This is a genomic window from Aliidiomarina iranensis, assembly GCF_003987135.1.
In the GTDB taxonomy this organism is placed as follows: Bacteria; Pseudomonadota; Gammaproteobacteria; order Enterobacterales; family Alteromonadaceae; genus Aliidiomarina; species Aliidiomarina iranensis.
Map to the genome: position 1 here is coordinate 1 of NZ_PIPJ01000007.1, position 19992 is coordinate 19992.

General features: G+C 51.8%; 19 protein-coding genes and 1 tRNA gene. 13 read left to right on the forward strand and 7 right to left on the reverse strand.

All coding sequences use genetic code 11. The annotated features are described in order from the left end of the window. The first annotated feature begins 246 nt into the window (after positions 1–246). Positions 247–876 (forward strand): uracil phosphoribosyltransferase, encoded by a 630-nt coding sequence (upp, locus tag CWE08_RS09080; protein WP_126767675.1) that lies wholly within the window; start codon positions 247–249, stop codon positions 874–876. A 103-nt stretch (positions 877–979) separates the two neighbouring features. Next, positions 980–1056 (forward strand) — tRNA-Trp (locus CWE08_RS09085). Positions 1057–1183: 127 nt separating this feature from the next. On the opposite strand, the gene radA is transcribed toward CWE08_RS09085, so the two are convergent. Next, positions 1184–2557, reverse strand: coding sequence for a DNA repair protein RadA (radA, locus tag CWE08_RS09090; RefSeq protein ID WP_126767677.1), 1374 nt, complete (start codon positions 2555–2557; stop codon positions 1184–1186). A gap of 118 nt (positions 2558–2675) precedes the next feature. Between radA and CWE08_RS09095 the strand changes: the two genes are divergently transcribed. The 4 genes from CWE08_RS09095 (at position 2676) to CWE08_RS09110 (ending at position 5781) form a co-directional block, all read left to right on the forward strand. Beyond that, the gene (locus CWE08_RS09095; protein ID WP_126767678.1) at positions 2676–3638 is read left to right on the forward strand and encodes an ABC transporter substrate-binding protein; all 963 of its coding nucleotides are present in this window, start codon (positions 2676–2678) and stop codon (positions 3636–3638) included. Then, positions 3635–4756, forward strand: coding sequence for a FecCD family ABC transporter permease (locus tag CWE08_RS09100; RefSeq protein WP_126767680.1), 1122 nt, complete (start codon positions 3635–3637; stop codon positions 4754–4756). Before CWE08_RS09095 ends, CWE08_RS09100 begins: the two co-directional genes overlap by 4 nt. Beyond that, entirely contained in the window at positions 4753–5454 is a 702-nt protein-coding gene (locus tag CWE08_RS09105; protein ID WP_126767681.1) for an ABC transporter ATP-binding protein, read from the forward strand. The genes CWE08_RS09100 and CWE08_RS09105 overlap by 4 nt, the downstream gene beginning before the upstream one ends. 75 nt (positions 5455–5529) lie before the next feature. Then, entirely contained in the window at positions 5530–5781 is a 252-nt protein-coding gene (locus CWE08_RS09110; RefSeq protein ID WP_241973876.1) for a DUF2442 domain-containing protein, read from the forward strand. Here CWE08_RS09110 and serB read toward each other — a convergent pair. After that, positions 5773–6420 (reverse strand): phosphoserine phosphatase SerB, encoded by a 648-nt coding sequence (gene serB / locus CWE08_RS09115; protein ID WP_126767683.1) that lies wholly within the window; start codon positions 6418–6420, stop codon positions 5773–5775. The genes CWE08_RS09110 and serB overlap by 9 nt on opposite strands. A 141-nt stretch (positions 6421–6561) precedes the next feature. On the opposite strand from serB, the gene CWE08_RS09120 reads away from it, so the two are divergent. The 6 genes from CWE08_RS09120 (at position 6562) to CWE08_RS09145 (ending at position 12216) form a co-directional block, all read left to right on the forward strand. After that, the gene (locus tag CWE08_RS09120) at positions 6562–7200 is read left to right on the forward strand and encodes an AhpA/YtjB family protein (RefSeq protein WP_126767684.1); all 639 of its coding nucleotides are present in this window, start codon (positions 6562–6564) and stop codon (positions 7198–7200) included. Then, a complete protein-coding gene (locus CWE08_RS09125; RefSeq protein ID WP_241973879.1) occupies positions 7200–8063 on the forward strand; it encodes a TatD family hydrolase in 864 nt (287 codons plus the stop codon). The genes CWE08_RS09120 and CWE08_RS09125 overlap by 1 nt, the downstream gene beginning before the upstream one ends. 239 nt (positions 8064–8302) lie before the next feature. Beyond that, positions 8303–9760, forward strand: coding sequence for an FAD-binding domain-containing protein (locus CWE08_RS09130; RefSeq protein WP_126767686.1), 1458 nt, complete (start codon positions 8303–8305; stop codon positions 9758–9760). 46 nt (positions 9761–9806) lie between these two features. Next, positions 9807–9947, forward strand: coding sequence for a DUF2256 domain-containing protein (locus CWE08_RS09135; protein ID WP_126767687.1), 141 nt, complete (start codon positions 9807–9809; stop codon positions 9945–9947). A gap of 22 nt (positions 9948–9969) precedes the next feature. After that, positions 9970–10710, forward strand: a complete 741-nt coding sequence (locus CWE08_RS09140) for a flavin reductase family protein (RefSeq protein WP_126767689.1) — start codon at positions 9970–9972, stop codon at positions 10708–10710. Positions 10711–10773: 63 nt separating this feature from the next. Further along, positions 10774–12216 (forward strand): DASH family cryptochrome, encoded by a 1443-nt coding sequence (locus CWE08_RS09145; protein WP_126767690.1) that lies wholly within the window; start codon positions 10774–10776, stop codon positions 12214–12216. 227 nt (positions 12217–12443) lie between these two features. Here the strand turns inward: CWE08_RS09145 and CWE08_RS09150 are convergent, their stop codons facing one another. Further along, a complete protein-coding gene (locus CWE08_RS09150) occupies positions 12444–14537 on the reverse strand; it encodes a site-specific recombinase (protein WP_126767692.1) in 2094 nt (697 codons plus the stop codon). A gap of 225 nt (positions 14538–14762) precedes the next feature. On the opposite strand from CWE08_RS09150, the gene prfC reads away from it, so the two are divergent. Beyond that, positions 14763–16352 carry a peptide chain release factor 3 gene (prfC, locus tag CWE08_RS09155; protein ID WP_126767693.1) on the forward strand — a complete coding sequence of 530 codons (1590 nt, stop codon included), beginning with the start codon at positions 14763–14765 and terminating at the stop codon, positions 16350–16352. 24 nt (positions 16353–16376) lie between these two features. Here the strand turns inward: prfC and rimI are convergent, their stop codons facing one another. The 4 genes from rimI to CWE08_RS09175 all read right to left on the reverse strand — a co-directional run bounded on the left by rimI (position 16377) and on the right by CWE08_RS09175 (position 19970). Then, positions 16377–16874 (reverse strand): ribosomal protein S18-alanine N-acetyltransferase, encoded by a 498-nt coding sequence (gene rimI, locus CWE08_RS09160; protein ID WP_126767695.1) that lies wholly within the window; start codon positions 16872–16874, stop codon positions 16377–16379. Positions 16875–16881: 7 nt separating this feature from the next. Beyond that, a complete protein-coding gene (locus tag CWE08_RS09165; protein WP_126767697.1) occupies positions 16882–17334 on the reverse strand; it encodes a hypothetical protein in 453 nt (150 codons plus the stop codon). Positions 17335–17344: 10 nt separating this feature from the next. Then, positions 17345–18397 carry an NAD-dependent epimerase gene (locus CWE08_RS09170; protein WP_126767698.1) on the reverse strand — a complete coding sequence of 351 codons (1053 nt, stop codon included), beginning with the start codon at positions 18395–18397 and terminating at the stop codon, positions 17345–17347. Positions 18398–18572: 175 nt separating this feature from the next. Beyond that, complete coding sequence (locus CWE08_RS09175) at positions 18573–19970, reverse strand: hypothetical protein (RefSeq protein ID WP_126767700.1); 1398 nt, start codon at positions 19968–19970, stop codon at positions 18573–18575. Positions 19971–19992: the final 22 nt, after the last annotated feature.

Sequence of the window (19992 nt, forward strand, 5' to 3'; positions counted from 1 at the left end):
CTTGAAGCTCATAACAGGCCGTATATACGAGTGCAGTTTTATCCTGTTCACATCGCGCAAAGCTGGTTAAAAACAAAGTAAAACTATGTCACTAAACAACTTGCGTAATGTGAGGTGTCCATATATGTGCTCGAGCGGTTCGGCAGGCTCGACACGCTCTCCCGGAAGCTAGCTCTATCCGTGAATCCCCCAAGCGCGGGATTTTCCGTTATACTGTTGCAAATTCATGTGTTTAAAGAGGCCCCAATGAGCATTCACGTTATCAATCATCCACTCATTCAGCATAAAATCGGTTTAATGCGTGCGGCCGATATCAGCACCAAAGATTTTCGTGAGTTGGCCAACGAGCTCGGCAACCTTTTAACCTATGAAGCCACCCAAGATTTAGAGCTCGAAACAGCCGAAATCGATGGCTGGAACAATACGCCAATTCAGGTGCAACGCCTGAAAGGCAAAAAGATTACCATCGTGCCGATTCTCCGTGCCGGCCTAGGCATGATGGACGGCGTTTTGCAGCTAATTCCAAGTGCGAAAGTGAGTGTCGTTGGGCTCTACCGCGATGAAGAAACACTCGAGCCAGTGCCCTATTACGAGAAATTCGCCGGCAACATCGATGAGCGCATGGCGCTCGTGATCGACCCAATGCTCGCCACCGGCGGCTCCATGGTAGCCACATTAGATATGCTGAAAAAACATGGCTGCAAAGAAATTCGTATCTTGGTGTTAGTAGCCGCGCCAGAAGGCGTAGAGCGCGTTTTAAAAGCCCACCCCGATGTTACAATTTATGCGGCCGCACTCGATGATCGCCTCAACGAACATGGTTATATTTTGCCAGGCCTCGGCGATGCCGGTGATAAAATATTTGGTACTAAGTAATTACACAAACCGCTTAAATCGATTAAAAACCGTGCAAACGTTTTGGTTTTAGCATAAAACACTTGCCGCGGATTAGATGCTCGGTATAATTCAGCGCTGTTGCAGGGGCGTAGTTCCAATTGGTAGAACAGCGGTCTCCAAAACCGATGGTTGGGGGTTCGAATCCCTCCGCCCCTGCCAATCTCTTGAAAGCGCATGGTGTTAAACTAGTTGCGCTTTTTTTGTGCGCGGCGCTTAGGTTTTATAGCGAGCGCCCAAACTGCCAGAGCCACAAAAGCCTTCAGCGGCCAATGCGCGCCTACAACAACTAAACTAGCTCCAATGCCTCAGCGATATTTTTCACACCCTGCACTTGCATGCCCGCCGGAATATTTTTCGGCACATTGGCAATCGGCACTATGGCGCGTTTAAAGCCATGTTTCGCAGCCTCGTTAAGGCGATCACCGCCATTTGGCACCGGCCGAATTTCGCCGCTTAGCCCCACTTCGCCAAACACCACCATATCTTGCGGAATAGGCTGATCGCGAAAACTGGAAACAATAGCTAACAGCAAAGCCAAATCCGAGCTTGTTTCCACTACTCGAACGCCGCCCACCACATTCACAAACACATCCTGATCACCAAGCATCAGGCCACCATGGCGATGCAAAACCGCAAGCAAAAGCGCGAGCCGATTTTGCTCGGTGCCAACCGCAACGCGGCGCGGGTTAGAAAGTTGCGAGTGGTCCACTAACGCCTGAATCTCCACCAACAACGGCCGGGTACCTTCCCAAACTGTGAGCACCACCGAACCACTGCCGTGCTCTTGGCCGCGGCTCAAGAAAATAGCCGAGGGATTTTTCACTTCTTTTAGGCCATCGCCCATCATGGCAAAAACACCGAGCTCGTTCACAGCCCCAAAGCGGTTTTTCGTGCCCCGCAAGGTGCGATAACGGGAATCACCATCACCATCCAAAATCACCGAACAATCAATGCAGTGTTCCAACACTTTCGGGCCGGCCAAAGAACCATCTTTGGTTACATGCCCCACCATAAAAATAGCCACATTATTTTGTTTGGCGTAGCGCGTAAGGTAGGCCGCAGTTTCGCGCACCTGAGAAACACTTCCCGGCGCCGATTGAATATCCGTAAGGTGCATCACTTGAATGGAATCGATCACCATAATCTTGGGTTTTTCTTTATCGGCGAGCTGGCAAATAAGTTCCACCGATGTTTCCGCCAACATGCGTAACTTATCCGTGGGCAAATTCAGGCGCTGGGCGCGCATTGCCACCTGCTGCAAACTCTCTTCACCGGTTACGTAAAGCGCCGGCATGTGCTCGGCTAACTTGCACATGGTTTGCAGCAACAAGGTACTCTTCCCCGCTCCCGGCGAACCACCAATGAGAATAGCGGAACCGGGCACGATACCGCCGCCAAGCACCCGATCAAACTCTTGGAAACTCGTTGAAAAGCGCGGCACCTGTTGCAAATCTACTTCATTCAGCGTTTGCACTTTCGATTCGGTAAGGCCAGAAAAACCAGTGCGGCTGCGCCCCCCAGAGCTTGGCGTGGCGGTACCTAAGCGCACTTCGCTTACCGTATTCCACTCGCCGCACTCGCTGCATTGGCCTTGCCAACGCGGAAAATCAGCGCCACATTCGGTGCATACATAAGCGGTTTTCTGTTTCGCCTTGGCCATATTTCTCTCTCTGCTAAAGTGCTAATCCGCGAAGGGGCTGATAAACTGTGGCTGATACATAAGGGCTTAAACATTGAGGCCAGCCATTCATCACTCAACATAATAAGGGAAGCGCAACATGAGGGGAACCCGATTCCGCTTTTTCCTATGTTTCTTTGCGGTTGCCTTCTTGGCTTCAGCGAGAGCGGGTGATGGGGAAATAGCAATGGCCATGCCCGGAGTAAAAAGCGCTGCTGGGGCGAAAGCTGGGGCAGACGCAAAAGCTGAGCTAGCAGTGCAAGCAGGTGCCGAAGCCGCGGAGGCCAATAAACTGCGCATTGTTTCCATGAATTACTGCATCGATTTTGTGCTTTCGCGCTGGCAAAATCCGCATTTTGAGTTTTATCCGGTGGCCGAACACAATGGCCGTATCGAGCAGGTTATGCGGCTCGAGCCGGATATGATTATCGCCGGACAATTTAATTCGCCTATCCGCATCAACAATTTCCGTAATAATGGTTTGCCAGTGGCGGTGCTCGATGAACCGAACAGTTTCGCCGGTGCTGAGCGATTTTACCGGGAGTTAGCCGCGCTTTTGCAGCAGCCCGAGTTGGCCGCCGCAGATGTTGTGGCTATTGCAAACTCAGAGGCTGCTCATTCAGTTCAGCATGAAAGTTCAAAGCCTACTATTTTAGCCATGCAGGTAAACCAATGGAGTTTTGGCGGCAATAATTTGCTAAACGAGCTTTTTCAGTACCTTGGGTTGGAAAACCTCGCCGCGCGCAACGGCGATGGTTTAGTGAAAGTTGGTTTGGAAGATATCCTGCAATGGCAACCGGATATTCTTATGCTCGAAGGCCAACTGCTTGCTCAAGATGGTTCGGCAAGCGATGCGCTTAGCGCGGCAGCGGCGAGTTCATTTGCGCTGGCGAATTTAAATTTAATGCATAAATCACTGCGCAATTATCAGCAGCGCCAAGGCGTACAAACTATTTACATGCCGCGCGAAATCAGCGGATGCATGGCACAACGGCTCCCCGAAGCCATTGCTATTATTGAAGCCCAACTGCAGCCACTCAAAACACAAGAAAGCCAACCATGAATCAACACCGCATTCTCCTAGCCCTCGCCATTTTGATTACCGCAACCGCCGCCATGTGGGTAGGTAGCGCCGATATCAACGTGCTCTCTGCTTTTAGTTCCCAAGAAACTAGCACCCAAGAAACTAGCACCGCAGAAATGGGGACAGAGCTTCACGACAACGACCCCAACTTCTCGGGTTCAGAAATGGGGACAGAGAAAACGGTGTCTGGCACCAACTTCTATGGCACCGCTGAAGTGGAGGTTGCGCGGCAGATTCTGTTTGATATTCGGCTGCCGCGGATTTTGCTTGCACTCATTACCGGCGCGGCTTTGGGTTTAGCGGGGGCTGGCATGCAAGGCTTGCTGCGTAATCCGTTGGCCGAGCCGGGAATTTTAGGCGTATCGTCCGGCGCAGCGCTGGCCGCGGTAATCGTATTATATTTCGGTTTCGCCACTTGGTATTCCTGGCTACTTCCCATAGCAGCCGTGCTCGGCAGCGCTCTAGCCTTGCTCATCGTAGTGCTCATTGCCGGCATGCGAGCGAGCATTACCACCCTGATTTTGTCCGGTGTGGCCGTATCTGCGTTCCTCTCCGGCCTAATCGCATTGGCCCTCAGCATGGCGCCCAACCCATTTGCCATGCAAGAAATAAGCTTTTGGCTGATGGGCTCGCTCGCCAACCGGGATATCGAACAAATCCTGCTCATCGCACCATTCCTCGTGCTCGGTGGCCTACTCATTTTCACCGGTGGACGCTACTTGCAAGCGCTCACCTTAGGCGAAGAAACTGCCACTTCCATGGGCTTCAATGGCGCATTCGAACGCGGAAAAATACTCATGGGCACCGCACTGCTCGTAGGTGGCGCAGTTGCGGTAACCGGCGTTATCGGCTTCGTCGGCTTAGTGGTGCCACACCTGCTACGCCCCTTAGTGCATGGCGATCCCCGCCGATTATTGCTCAGCAGCATGCTCGCCGGCGCTCTATTAGTGCTTCTCATGGACATCGCCGTGCAGCTTCTACCCACCGGTGCAGAGTTACAAGTAGGGGTAATGGCCACCCTGATTGGTGGGCCGTTCTTCTTGATGTTGTTGGTGCGCCACAATATGTCTGGCAGCCTGTGGGGGAATGCAAAATGAGCCAATCTCGCAATACCAACGCCATTAGCTTTAGTAACTTGAACTTTGCGTACAACAACAGAGGCATTCTCAGCGATATCTCATTGCAGTTTGAAACTGGCAAAGTTACCGGCATTTTCGGCGAAAATGGTGCCGGAAAGAGCACTTTATTGAAGATTTTAGCCGGAGTTATGTCTGCTGAGCAGATAAAAGCCAGCGAGCTACAGAATTTTCCGCAGGCTGACATAGGCTATTTAGGCCAACAAATTACGCCAGCGTGGGCGCTGAAAGTAAGTGCCCTGGTGGAGCTCGGAACATTGTCGCGCGAGAGCTGGAGCCGGGAAGAAAAACAAGCCGCGGTGCAAGAAGCTATGGCGCAAACCGATTGCTTACACCTAGCCGAGCGCAAAGTATTGGAAATATCCACCGGCGAATTGCAACGCGCCCTGCTCGCTCGCGTATTTGCTGGCAAACCGAAAATAATTCTCGCGGATGAACCTACCGCGGGGCTCGATCCACGCCATCAGCTTGCGGTAATGAACCTGCTGCAACAGCACGCGCAAAATGGCGGCACTGTTTTAGTAGTAATGCACGATTTAGCCGCCGGCAAAACCTTCTGCGATAACGCTGTGCTCCTCGCCAATGGCAAAGTTTACGCCCACGGCACCGCCACGGAAGTTCTTAGCGATGAAAATATATTTGATGTGTTTGGGGTTTGAGCGAAAACTAATTAAACTGGAAGCTAGCAAAAGCATTGCAGCCTCTAATCAAAATAAAGCCTTTGGAGTAAACCTATGACCTTGCCAAAAGTAAGCACCGTAGTTGCCAAGCCTGGCTTTATCTTGGCGCTCGAATTTACTGATGGAAAAGCCGGTGAAGTTTGTATTGCCCAATCTTTATATGGGCCGATATTTGAGCCTCTGCGCAACCCAGAAAACTTCTCACTAGCGGCAGTTGATGAGTATGGCGCAGTGTATTGGCCGCTACCGGGGTGTGAGCACACCCCAGATTATGCGCCGGATGCTCTTTATCGTATGCTAGGCTAAAACCTCGATCAGTTTCGCGAGCGACCCTTCAATTTGTATATCGGCCACTTTCGCTAACGCCGGTTTGGCATTAAAGGCCACGCCTAAACCGGCGGCTTCTATCATGGCAATATCATTTGCGCCATCGCCAATGGCAACAACTTGTTCCCGCGGTAAGCCGTATTGGCGCATGAGAGCTTTGAGTGCATCGGCTTTCGCCTCAGCATCAACGATAGGGCCGAGTAAACGTCCGGTAAGTTTGCCATCGGCTACTTCTAAAACGTTGCAGGCTACGTAATCAGCGCCCCAGCGCATGGCAGCCATATCGGCGAAGTACGTGAAACCGCCGGATACAATAGCAATGCGCCACCGGTGCTTGCGTAAAAAACGCATGAGTTCATCGGCGCCTTCGGTGTATGGCAGGTTATCGGCCATGGCGAAAACAACATCTTCCGGCACGCCTGCGAGCATTTTTACCCGTTCGTAGAGGGCTTCTTTGAAATCTAATTCACCGCGCATAGCACGTTCGGTGATTTCGGCAACCGCTTCGCCGTGGCCTGCCGCCGCGGCAATAGCATCGATACTCTCGAGTTGAATGAGGGTTGAATCCATATCAAAAACCGCTAAGCCAGGTTTATGCATGTCCGGTAATGTGCTCATTCTGGGTTCCTCGCGCTCTGGCGCTCTTAGTTGTTCGTTGTTTGTTGTTCGTGAATCGTTATTCGTTTTAAATTAAACGGGCAAAAAGTTTGTGTTCACAAGCAATTGCTTGCAGGCCCGCGCTAGGCTAAAGTTGCCGTTATGAATACAGCCCACTCAGAAAAACCTACTGCGAGCAGGAAACGGCCTTGGATGCTGCCCGGTGAGCGCACGTATCGCCGCGTTATCCTTATCGTGGCGGCGCTGGCGTTGCTCGGTATTATCGCTAATAGTTGGTATCAAGCCAACCAAAAAGGCGAAGAAGTGTTGGTTGAACACACCGAGAACCTTGCCCAAGTGATTATGGCGCAGGCACAAAACGAAGCCAAGATATGGTTTATTGAAGATAACTACAACGGTTTAGAGAATTTAGCGCAACATTTACAAAACCAAGAGGCCATTCTTGAGGTAAGCATTCAAGATGAGCTCGGCCGAAATTTAGTGCGCGTAGGGCACGATATGCCAGTGCACACTTACCTTACCAACCTGCCGGATTCCATTTGGGCGGTACCCATGGTTGCGCCGGTGTATGATCGCTCCGATTCAGGCCCACACCTGCTTGGGTTTGTGCGCATTACCTTTGATTATGATCGAATTACCGCAGAATCTAGGCCCTATCACCGGGCTTCCCTGCAGCAACAGGCCTTTATGTTGCTGTTGGCCTTTTTGGCGGGGGTTTTGGTAACCTTTTCATTCTTGCGCCGGCGGCGGCCTATTTCGGTGGAAGCGCCGAAAGAGTGATGGAGTTATTGCGCGCCTTTCCCTCGGTGAATGAAGCTATGCTTGCGGGCTTAGATTCTGAGGCTGAGGCTGTAGATTCTGCGGCTGAGAGCGCCTCAGATTTTGCGGCAACTAATTCCTTCTTAGGCAGCAATTCTGGTCCTGCCGGCCTCACCGATTCCCATTGCCATTTAGATTTTCCAGCTTTCGATGCAGATCGGGAAGAAGTGATGGCACGTGCAGTTGCTGCGGGAGTGGAGCGCTTTTTGGTGCTTGGTGTTACTGCCAAGCAATGGCCACGTTTGGCGGTAATGGCGGCGAGCTTTAGCCGCTGGCGAGTGGCGTATGGGCTGCATCCGTATTTTTTAGCTGAACGAGTTATTGGGGGCGAGCCCGAACTTTCTGATTTTGCGAACGATTTGGCGCTGTTGCCGGAGTTTTTGCAAAAAGACGCGTTGGCGGTAGGTGAAATTGGGTTAGATGCCACGCGGCCTTTGTTCGATTTGCAGCTCGCACTGTTTGAGAAGCAGTTGAGTATTGCGGCTGATATGAACTTACCAGTGATTCTGCATCATCGGAAAACCTTAGATACCATGCTGCCGATGGTGAAAAAGGCTGGGGTGCGGGGTGGTATTGTGCATGCGTTTTCTGGCAGCTACCAGCAGGCAATGCAATGGGTTGATGCTGGCTTTCGCCTTGGTGTGGGCGGAGTAATTACTTACGAACGCGCCCGCAAAACTCGCGATGCTATCGCTCGGGTGCCACTCAATGCACTGGTGCTCGAAACCGACAGCCCAGACATGCCCCTTTCCGGCCAGCAAGGCCAACGCAACGAACCTGCAAATATCGCGCGCATCGCCCTAACCCTGCAGCAGCTCCGATAGAAAACGGTACCCGAGAAAATGGGGTCGTTGTCGCGTTACTCTGGCACCTAAATCCACTTTTACGCAAGCAAACCGCGGTATGGCGGGCGGAGAAAGGTGTCGTTGTCGGTGTACTCTGGCACTTTTTCGGAAAAAGTGCCAGAGTACACCGACAACGACACCATTTTCTATGGCACCAAACGCGCTTTAAAAGAGCGCTCTCCCTGAACTAAAAACGGTGCGGATTCGTAACGGTTTGCATGATTAACATTGTCTGGTTCAAACGCGATCTTCGGCTTCGGGATCACGCTCCGCTTGCCGCTGCGTGTGGAAGCGGCGCGCCCACCTTATTGCTGTACATCGTGGAACCGATGCTGCTCGAAGACACGCATTTTGGCGAGCATCACTGGCGCTTCGCGATGCAATCAATTGCGCAGATGAACCGGCAACTCGCGCCGTTCAATCAGGAAGTAAAAATTGTCCACGGCAATGCTGAGCAAATATTCGCAGAGCTGCACGCTAAATTTGGCATCCAGAAAATTTTCAGCTCCGAAGAAACCGGGCTCGCCAACACCTTCGAACGAGATAGGCACATTGGCGCATGGTGCAAAGCGAACCAAGTAACTTGGCAGGAGTTTCCCAGCAACGGCGTTGAACGCGCGCTTAAAAATCGCGAAGGGTGGCGAAAACGCTGGTATAAAACCATGCACCAACCCCTACTTCAGGCTGATTTGCAAAACCTGCCGCAAACCGAAACATTTGGCCCAAGCGCGAAGATTCCAGCGGGCAAAAGCGATTGGGTAATCCCAAGCGCATGGCTGGCCACAAACACAAATTACCAGAATGGCGGTGAGCTCTCAGGGCGAAAGTGGCTGCACGATTTCTTACACGAGCGCGGCCGTCAATATCACAAATTCATTTCCAAACCGGAACTCAGCCGCGCCCATTGCTCTCGGCTTTCTCCATATTTGGCCTTCGGAAATTTGAGCGTGCGCACGGTATATCAAGCCTGCAAAGCGAAAAGCAAAGAAGATGGCTGGAAGATGGCGACGCGCGGCGTGCTCTCAAGGCTGCGTTGGCATTGTCATTTTATTCAAAAATTTGAGTTAGAGCCGCGCCTGCAGCATGAGCCGCTCAATCTTGGTTACGAAAAGCTGCATCGTACTGGCGATATCGATCATCTAACCCATTGGCTGCGCGGCAAAACCGGCTTCCCCTTGGTGGATGCATGCATGCGCGCGTTACAAAAAACCGGTTATATCAATTTTCGTATGCGCGCCATGTTGGTAAGCTTTCTCACGCATCATCTGTTTCTTGATTGGCGCATGGGTACCGCCCACCTCGGGCGCCTATTTTTGGATTTTGAACCCGGCATTCACTACCCTCAGTTTCAAATGCAAGCGGGCATTACCGGCATTAACACCATTCGCATCTATAACCCGGTGAAACAATCACAGGAACACGACCCCGAGGGTGTATTTATCCGGCGCTGGCTGCCGGAGCTGCGCAACATTCCTAATGAATACATTCACGAGCCCTGGATAATGCCGCCTTTTGAGCAGATATTGCATGATTTTCAGCTCGGCCGCGATTACCCTGAGCCCATCATTAACCTTAAGGAAACGGGCAAGCGCGCTCGCGATAACCTTTGGAAATGGCGAAAAGATCCGCTGGTGCGGGCGAATTTGCCGGAAATTCTTGAGCGCCATATTGAATAGAGAGCGAATAGAGAACACGAACAACCAGGCAAAAAGAGAGCTTGAGATGAAGAAACAACACTTACCCACAAAAGTTTGCGCCACGTGCCAACGGCCATTCACGTGGCGAAAAAAGTGGGAAAAAGTTTGGGATGACGTTCGGTATTGCTCCGAGCGGTGTCGTCGCGCGCGATCAAGCCGAAAATAAAAACGTGAGTAAAAGGACGATTATGAGTAAGTTGCAATTTAACAAGCATGATTTCAAAAGCCTGCCGAGGCGTTTTCGGGCACGGCTAATTAATAGCCTATCCGGCTTTAAAAGTGCGAATTTGGTGGGCACTACCGATAGGAATAAGAATTTGAACCTTTCCATGGTGAGCTCCGTGGTCCATCTGGGCGCGAATCCGCCCTTGATTGGCATGGTCATGCGTCCGCGGACAACCGAAAAAGGGGAGCCGGTACAACGAGATACGGTGGAAAATATTGAGGCCACTGGTTACTACACCATTAACCATGTGGGCGCGAGCATGCTACATGCGGCGCACTTAACCAGCGCCAGCTTTTCGCCCGAGGTTTGTGAATTCCAAGCTTGCGGCCTCACTCCGCACTGGCACGATGGTTTTGCGGCGCCTGCTGTAGCTGAAAGCCCGTTGCAAATGGGCCTGCGCTTGGTAGAAATTGTTCCGTTCAAGGTGAATGGCACGGAGTTTGTGATTGGCGAAATTGAATGGGTGCGGTTTGCCGAGCAAGCGCTTCGTGGTGATGGTTATGTGGCTATCGAGGATCTGAGCACGCTGGCAATTTCTGGGCTAGATGGCTATCACAGCACCGCGTTGATTAACCGGCTGGAATATGCGGAACCGGAAAAACCAGTGGGCGTGATACCTGCCGAGGGGGCGCAGGATATTGAGCCGCCGGTGGATTTTTCTACGTTTCGGGAATCGGCGGCTGCAAAATCAGAGAAAAAATAACGGAAGCAGCAAGTTATTGTGGCGTTTAGCGGCCGAAAGTTTAGGTACGAGGTGGGTGTGCAAATGAATGATATAAGTTCTGGAATTTCCGAGCTGGTTTGGTTTCGCCGCAATTTACGGGTTGCCGATAACCCCGCGTTGACGGCTCTAGCCGATTCGAAACAGGCCGCGCCGCTAGGCGTGTTCTTTTATGATCAGCAATACACCGGAAGTTGGCTCGGTATGCCGCGCTGCCGGCCCTTGCGCGCGAAGTTCCTGTGGGAATCAGTGCAAGATTTGCAGGAGCAATTGCAAGGCTTAGGTGGCGAGCTTTTGGTACAAGAAGGCGAGCCGGAAGATTTGCTCCCGAAAATATGCCAAAGCTTGGGGATTACGCGCGTACATACTCAGCGCTTATTTGCGTATGAGGAATCGGAAAGTGCTGAGCGCGTTTTGCAGGCCTTGCACGCCATTGGTGTAGAACTCGTGCAGCACGAGTGCTATACACTTTGGCCGTCAGCACACGTTTTTGCATCACACCCGCAACCATTGAGCAGCTTCAGCAAGTTTCGCCGCAAGGTAGGCGCCCCCGAAAACGGTGCCCGAAAAAATGGGGTCGTTGTCGCGAAGCTCTGGCACCAAAATGAGAACGGCGCCAGAGAAAATGGTGTCGTTGTCGCGAAGCTCTGGCACCAATCTCTCGAGCACACTTCACTAACGAAAAGCCCTATCCCCATCGATGCAGAACTCGATGAACGTTCAGTTTTGCTATTTCAAGGCGGTGAAAAAGCGGGGCGAGCGCGGCTCCATGATTACTGCAGCAAACCAGTTGGTCACTACAAAGAAACTCGAAATGGTTTAATTGGCGCTGATTACTCAAGCAAGCTCTCCCCATGGTTAAACCTCGGGTGTATCGCGCCTTCGCAAGTTCTTAGAGCAGTTCGGGAGTATGAGAGGGCACATGGTGAAAATGCTTCAACGGAATGGCTAATCGTCGAATTACTCTGGCGCGATTTTTTCCAGTTTCTTGCTGCGGAGCGCGGTGCCGAGCTATTTAAAGGTATTGCCGAACCTAAGGGAGAACCTCAAGGAAAGCCTTCCGGAAAGGTGCCAGAGGATGTTAACTCTGGCTCCAATTTCGAAAAGGGGACAGAGGAACACGACAACGACCCCAATTTCTCTGTCCCCGGTCTATCGGGCGCGTTCGGGCGTTGGTGTTGGGGCAAAGCAGAGAACGCATTTTTGAATGCGAATATGCGGGAATTAGAAAAAACGGGATACATGAGCAATCGAGGCCGCCAAAACGCGGCGTCGGCACTGATTCACGATATGGGAATCGATTGGCGCTTGGGCGCACTTTGGTTTGAAGCTAACCTGCTTGATTACGATCCCGGCAGTAATTACGGGAATTGGCAATACATCGCCGGCCTCGCAGCAAACCCTCGCGGCGGTAGTTGGTTCAATCTAAAAAAACAGGCGCAAATGTACGATACCAAGGGCGAGTATCAGAAGCTCTGGGATGCGTAGATCGCGTCTTGGAGAGCGCGAAAAGTGCCAGAGTAACACGACAACGACCCCGATTTTTGAACGTACTATCAACAGGTTGGGGGCGGCGAAGGTGAGTTAGGTGCCAGAGTAACGCGACAACGACCCCATTTTCTGTGCGCCCTACGCGGCTCTTCGTTGCGCTTTCTCGCTTCGTTGCGCTTTCTCGCTTCGTTGCGCTTCCTCGCTCTTATCCCGCTCCCACACTCTTAATCCGCTTTCTCGCGCGCTTCCTCGCTCGCGCCTTCCGGCACTGCCGGGAACACGAAAATCGAGGGGTTCTCACGCAGTTGCTGCCACAAAAACCGCATCATCGGCCGGAACCGCTGAATACTTGTCCCGCGCGCCTGCATCGCTACCAACAGCGCCAGCGTAAAGCTCACCCACAGGTTCACAAAACCAATCAGCAACACAAAAAACAAGCCCTGCAACACCGCAAACACACCCGGAAAATCACTAAACACCGCAAAGCCTAAATTCGCCGAAGAGAACGCCACGTGGCGAATGTCCAAAGGCAGCCCCGTCAAGTACCCAATATACCCCGTCACCCCAAGCAACACGCCAAAGAAGAAATTCCCCATAATCGCGCCGTAGTTCTCATGCAAATAATTGGCAAATTGCTCACGATACTTCTCACCCAGCCAACTCAAAAGCACATGCTGAAACAAACGCTCGCGCAATTGCACGTAATCGGCACGGTTCTCAAAGTAGCCCGCAATCAGGCCCGAACAAAACAGCCATACCCCCGCTATCGCCGCGAAAAACAACGCCATACCGCTAATCGGTTCAATCGCGGCAAGCTGATAACGCACCGTTTCACTGTCCAACAAACTACCGCCAAGCCACCAAAACGCCATCACACTCACAATCGCCGCCGTCAGCACAGCCGTAGAAATATTTCCCCAAACCGCCGCCCACTGCGAACGATTCACATCAATCAAAAGCGACGCCAGCTTCCGCGGCACCGCCCTACCACTTTCCCCACGCTCAACTTCCGCGGCAAAACTCGCCGCCGTCATCGCCGGCTGTTTGGTAGCAATCGTACAGCGCAAAATATGAATCAGCACAAAGCCCAAACCATAGTTCAAACTCACCAAAATCGTGTTCGCCAGCGGCGCAAACCCCAAGCTCTCAATGTGAATCTTCAACAGCGCCATCAGCGCAATCACAAAACCCGCCCCCGCTGCCGAACGCATTATCGCGTAAAAGCTAGCAACATCGCGGGCAATATAATGTTCACCATGATCGCTCTTATTCTGAGTAATGCTGCGCGATACCATCGCCGTGCTCGTGCGCCAAACGTCCAAGGTGCTATTTTTTACCGTGGTAGCCAACGCCAAATGCTGCCAAAGCGCCACCCCACGCTTCATCACCAAAAACGACGTTTCTGCGGTTAACAACGAAAGCAAGGAACTCATCCGCACCAGCGTTTGCTCCAAACGCTCCAATAAATGCGCAACCGTTAGCGAAGAACCCGCCGTACCGCGTCCGCGCCTGCGAATCCTATTCACTTGCTCCTGGCTTTGCTCGAGCATCACCCAAAGGTGGCTAGCATCAAACGGCGGCAAATCCGCCCCTTCCATGCGCCGCGCTTCATGCCGGGTAAAAATCTGCATTTCTCGCTGCAAAGCAATGAACGGTGAATCAATATCAATGAGCTTTTTGTCAATGCGCATCAATTCCGGCTCCAGCTCCTCCGCCGCAACCCAAATCGAGAGCATTTCCAGCACATACAAAACTTCTTGCCGCACATGCACTTCCGCCGCGAGCACACTATCTTCATCACTGGCGCGCGCCAGCAACGCATACAAACGCAGCCACTGCACCGGCTGAATGGTAATCAGCCACTTGGCATCCCGCTTGCGGTGAAACAGCTGCGCCAACAAATCCAGCGAGCTGCCCTCTTCCCGCGGTGGCGGAATCAGGCGATCATAGAGCCGCGTGGCCATCTCCCGCAGCAACGCTCGGCGCGCAAAAATACCCAAATTCACCAACGCCGGATACAAGTTGAGCCCCACCAACTGCCCATGCAATTGGCTACCTAAATTCTCAGCAAGCTCCGAGTTCTCGCGCAAGAACATGGTCAACTCATCCATCCGCTCAGCCGCATGCGCCACCCCACCGCGCCGCAAAAATGCTACTAAATCCGCCAACACTTCCGGCACAGCTTGCTCCTCAGCAAACAAAGCTGTGAGTTGTTTATGAATCTTATCCTGCTTCTTTTGCTGCGCCGTTTCATGCGCTCTTTGGCGAGCCTTTTGCTTCGCTTTCGGCGCCCGCGGATCTGCTGAGTGGGTTTGCATCTAAACTAGATATCCTTAAAACCTCGAAGAATAGCAAGCATGCCACAGCCCCCTGTTGTTAACAATCAACCTAAGAACGCTATCCCTACATATTTCGCTATAAAGCCTGTATAATGCGCGGCAATTCGTTGGGGGCTTTTTTGGCGTTTCAAGTTAGGCGTTTCAAGCAACTAAAAGAGCCATTTTTCAGCCAACAGCAGCAAATAATTAAGATAAGTTGGGTACATGTCGAAGCAAAGCTTAATCAATGAAATCAATATGCGAAGAACCTTCGCCATTATTTCCCACCCTGATGCGGGTAAAACCACCATTACCGAAAAGGTGTTGTTGCACGGGCAAAAGATTCAAAAAGCCGGCACGGTGAAGGGCAAAAAATCGGGCCAGCACGCCAAATCTGATTGGATGGAAATGGAGAAGGAACGGGGTATCTCAGTAACCACTTCTGTGATGCAGTTTCCGTATCGTGATTCCTTGGTTAACCTGCTCGATACGCCGGGCCACGAAGATTTCTCGGAAGATACTTATCGCACGCTCACCGCGGTAGATTCATGTTTGATGGTGATCGATGCGGCGAAGGGTGTTGAGGAACGCACCATTAAATTGATGGACGTCACTCGCCTGCGCGATACGCCAATTCTTACCTTCGTAAATAAGCTGGATCGGGATATTCGCGATCCGCTTGAGTTGTTAGATGAAGTTGAAGATGTCCTGAAAATCATGTGCGCCCCGATTACTTGGCCGATTGGCCAGGGCAAGAATTTTAAAGGGGTGTATCACATTGCGCAGGACGAGGTGATTTTCTACAAATCCGGCCAAGGCCACCGCATTCAAGAACTCGATATCATTAAAGGCATTGATAACCCGGAGCTGGATAAGCGCATTGGCAGTTACGCCGATGAGCTGCGCGAAGAAATTAATTTGGTGAAAGGCGCTTCCAACGATTTTGATTTGGAAATGTTTTTGGCCGGTGAGCTTACGCCGGTGTTTTTCGGTACCGCCTTGGGTAACTTCGGTGTCGATCACATGCTCGATGGCTTGGTGGAATGGGCGCCAACGCCGATGGGCCGAAACACGGATAAAGAAGCCTTTGTGGAAGCGGCGAACGAGAAGTTTTCTGGGTTCGTGTTTAAAATTCAGGCGAATATGGACCCTAAGCACCGCGATCGGGTTGCGTTTATGCGCATTGTTTCTGGCAAGTATGAGCAAGGCATGAAAATGCGGCATGTGCGGCTTGGCAAGGAAGTGCGTATCGCCGATGCGCTTACGTTCGTTGCGGGCGACCGGGAGCACGTGGATGAGGCGTGGCCGGGCGATATTATCGGCTTGCACAACCACGGCACTATTCAAATCGGTGATACCTTTACTTGGGGTGATGATTTTAAATTCACCGGTATTCCAAACTTTGCGCCGGAACTTTTCCGCCGCATTCGGTTGAAAGATCCGCTCAAGCAAAAGCAACTATTGAAAGGCTTGGTGCAACTTTCAGAAGAAGGTGCGGTGCAAGTATTCCGTCCGCTGGCTTCGAATGATTTGATTGTGGGCGCGGTGGGTATGCTGCAGTTTGATGTGGTGGTGCACCGCTTGCGCGCGGAATACAAGGTGGAAGCGATTTACGAAAACATTCAGGTAGCTACGGCACGTTGGGTGTATTGCGATGACGCCAAGAAATTCGACGAGTTTCAACGCAAAGCACAACACAATTTAGCCATCGACGGCGGCGACCACCTCGCCTACATCGCGCCAACCATGGCAAACCTCTCGCTCACGCAAGAGCGGTTCCCGGAGATTACCTTTACCCACACGAAAGAGGTGTGAAGAAAATGGGGGCGTGCCCCCAACCTAATCCCCAAGCACCATCACCACGGCATCTTCACGAGAGTCCCCAGCACGGGCAGGCTGATAATACTCCGGACGGCGGCCTACCTCTTCAAAGCCAAGCGATTCGTACAGCCCAATAGCGCTGGCATTCCCCTCCCGTACCTCAAGAAAAATCCGCCATTGCAGCGCACCTTGCTCATCCGAAGCACAAGCAATCATATCGTCCATCAACAAGCGGCCGAACCCCCGCCCACGATACTCAGGGTCAACCGCAACATTCATCAAGCTCAGCTCATCCAGCACCTTATGCACCACCGAATATCCAATTATCCGCGCAGCGCCACTCGCCTCCAGCAAATACAAACCCACAACGCGGTAACCGCCACCAAAACACAAGCCAAAAACCTGCGCACTCCACGGCACCGCATGCGCTTGTTTTTCAATCTGCATCATGTCCGGCGTAAGGCGCTCTACGTTGGCAACAAACACCCGCTCTGATGAGAGCTCATCTCTTTTCATAGCTATATCAGCTCAATGCCGGCTTCAGCTTGGCCCAAAGCGCCCGCTTTTGCTCCGGGCTCAGTCCGTTTTGAGCAAAAGCCCCACAATCTACAACACTCGCCGAAGCCTGCGCCGCGCCATCAGGAATATGAGAAACCTGCACCGGCCGGCCACCAATAAACGAAGATAAATCACGCAGCCAGTCAAAACTCGCCGCCGGAATATCGCTTGGGAAACTGAGAAACCAAGGTCCTAAACGATAGTGCACGAGCTCAACGACAACGACACCACTTTCTATGGCACCAGTGTCACCAGCCTCTAGCGCACTAGTATCGGGCGGCGCGGCATCGGCTGTCGCACTCTGGGGACAGAGCTCACCGACAACGACACCATCCTCCACCACACCATCCTCCAAGCAAAAATCATAAACCGGCACGCCCAAAGCTCGCATGGCCGCCCGTTGCTGCGAACTCCACATTCTCTCCACATCAAACCCCATAAAACGCCCGATACCACGCCACCATGCGTCGCATACCTTCCGTCACCGGCGTCGAAGGCCGATAACCCATACCCCGCTCCAACGCGCTCACATCCGCAAAAGTCGCCACCACATCACCCGGCTGAATCGGCATAAACTCTTTGTTAATCTCACGCCCAGCCGCCGCCTCCACCGCCTGAATAAAATCCATCAGCGCCACCGTATCACTATTGCCAATGTTATATATCTTATACGGCGCCGAAGAACTCGAAGGGTCCGGCTCAAGCCCACTCCAATCCGCATTCGCGCTGCACGGCTGCAAAATCACCCGAACCACACCCTCAACAATATCGTCAATATAGGTAAAATCGCGCTTCATCTTACCGTGGTTAAATACCTTAATCGTGTCACCATTAAACGCCGCCTTAGTAAAAATAAACGGCGCCATATCCGGCCGGCCCCACGGCCCATACACCGTAAAAAACCGCAACCCAGTGCACTGAATACCATACAAATGCGCATAGGTGTGCGCCATCAGCTCATTCGATTTCTTCGTCGCCGCATACAAACTCACCGGATGATTCACGCTATGCTCCGCCGAAAACGGCATGGTTTCATTCAACCCATACACCGAAGAGCTCGATGCGTAACTCAAATTCGTCACCCCGTTATGCCGGCACGCCTCCAAAATATTCAAAAAGCCCACCACATTGGCATCCACATAAGCCCGCGGGTTCTCCAGCGAATACCGCACCCCCGCCTGCGCCGCCAAATTGCACACCGCATCAAACTTCTCAGCCGCAAACAACGCCTGCACCTGCTCCGTATCTTCCAGCTTCATCTGCACAAAGCGATAACTCGCGTATTTACTCGATTGCAGCAACGCCCCATAAGCCACATCAGCACGCGCAATGCCACTTTCCGCCAAACGGCCAAACTTCAAATTCACATCGTAATAATCATTAATGCTATCCAGGCCCACCACTTCATGGCCCATCTCCAGCAGTTTCACCGCCGTATAGAACCCCACAAAACCCGCCGTGCCCGTCACTAAAATCTTCATAAGAATCCCTATTCAAACAGCCAAATTCAAAGCAATGGCCACATTATAGCCGCCCCACCCAGCTTTGAATACCTCCACACAACGCGCACCCAAAAGCCAACCCCCGGGCCCGAAAGCGAAAAAAGGGCAGCTAACCCACGGTTAACTGCCCTTTCTCTTATACCTAGTCTCTATTCTAACGAACTTTCACATCAAACAAATCTTCTACCCGGCCGATTAAGCTTATATTTCGCGAGTTCCCCGTTACGGCTTGGTCTAATAGCTTTTCCCACTTCATGTAGTTATCGCGATATAGCTTAACCTTCTTTACGGGCGAGGCGCTGGCAACGTTGCGGTTCCGTTCAGCGAACAGACCTGCGCTCGCCATACCGGTAGCCGCGGCGCTCTCCATTACACTGTCTGGAATCACTAAGCCTAGCCCGGCAGAGCCCACGGTTAGTATCGCAGGTAAACACGAGCGCCCTACATTTAATACATTATCGCGCCAACTACTTTTGGCATTGCTGAAATCTAAATAGGTGTTTTCAAATAAGGCTCGCTGCGTATCCAAAAATTCCTCTTCCGAGAAGTTATGAATATAGCGTTTGCGGTTCCCCATCTCAGTGGTTTGCATTTTGATGAGCGATTCATCGCGCACTTTAAATAGCAAATCGAGCAACTGAGAAGGTGTTTTCACTCGCTTATTCATTAAAAGCGCATAAGCATAAGGGAAGCTATTCAGCGCTTGTGATTCTTCCGCACTTAAGGCTTCTAAACGTTCAGCTTTAGCGCCAGCTGCCTTGTCGTTTGAGCCCGAGCTTAAGCCCGAAGCTAACCGATGCCCCAAGTAACGCCAGAGCAACATATTTTGTTGGATTTTTAAGCCTTCAATCACAGGGGCTGCAACGTAAGCGGCCTCATGCTGCGAGGCTAATTCATTCACAAAGTTAACGCGAAAGCGATTTACTAACCCGGCTACAAAATGTGGTTGTAAGTCGATATCTTTGGCTACTAAGTTCAGAGCGGTTTTAATGCGGGCCAACGCCTGTTCATCAGGAATCGCAAGCAAAACACCGGCAACGGCTTTGGCGCCTAAAAAGCTTAAATCCTGCACGATTTGCAGGGCGTATTGGTGCAAAGCAGTGCCTTCAAGGTCTAGGCCTGTTTTTAGTGCGGCACAAAACTTTTCAGCATCATCAGTGTTTACTGGGCGTTCTTCACACCAATTGCTTACATCGGTAAGCCACTCATCAATCAATAACCACGATTGCGTTGCTGCATCTACACAGCAATCGAGCCAATCTTCGCTTGTTGCCAGAGTGGTAGGCTGGAGCAAGTGGTGATACAAGCCATTGTTGGCAATGAGCGGCTCTTTATCTTGCGCTTGAATCGAGCCATCAAACAACACCCGTGACGACATGGCCAGCGATTCAATCACGTTCAGCAATTCCATCACATTATGGCGGGTGAGCACCGATGGTTTCGCTGAATTTGCCGCACGCTCCCCTACCATCAATTGCACCGACAAATTCAATTGCCGTGCATTGAGCAAAGAGGCACCGGTATATTGTTGCAGGGTGATGGCTTTAGGCATCAGAGTAGCCGTTTGGGTTCTT